Genomic DNA, 379 nt, shown 5'->3' on the forward strand with positions numbered 1-379 from the left:
GGGCTCGAACGGCAGACACCCACCCGCGCCAGCGAGGCAGCGCGCCGGTCAGAGCGCCTTGCGCAGGTTGGCGGGGGCGATCTTGAGGGCTTCGCGGTACTTGGCCACGGTACGCCGGGCGACCTGGATGTCCTGCTCTTCCAGCATTGACGACAGCTGGCTGTCGGACAGCGGCTTTTTCGGGTCCTCGGCCGCCACCAGCTGCTTGATGAGCGCCCGCACGGCCGTGCTGGACGCGTTGCCGCCGGCATCGGTGTTGAGCGAGGAACCGAAGAAGTACTTCAGCTCGAAGGTGCCGAACGGCGTGTTCATGTACTTGGCCGTCGTCACCCGGGAGATGGTGGATTCGTGCAGGCCGAGTTCGTCGGCGATCTCGCGC

The 379-nt window shown here is 66.8% G+C and carries 1 protein-coding gene; it reads right to left on the bottom strand.

What is annotated here, in order from left to right:
* Positions 1 to 48: 48 nt before the first annotated feature.
* A partial coding sequence (locus B7P34_RS36530) for a hypothetical protein (RefSeq protein ID WP_223268656.1) occupies positions 49 to 379 on the bottom strand: 331 nt, incomplete at its 5' end.

This window comes from Streptosporangium nondiastaticum (assembly GCF_003011965.1).
GTDB classification, from domain to species: Bacteria; Actinomycetota; Actinomycetes; order Streptomycetales; family Streptomycetaceae; genus Streptomyces; species Streptomyces nondiastaticus.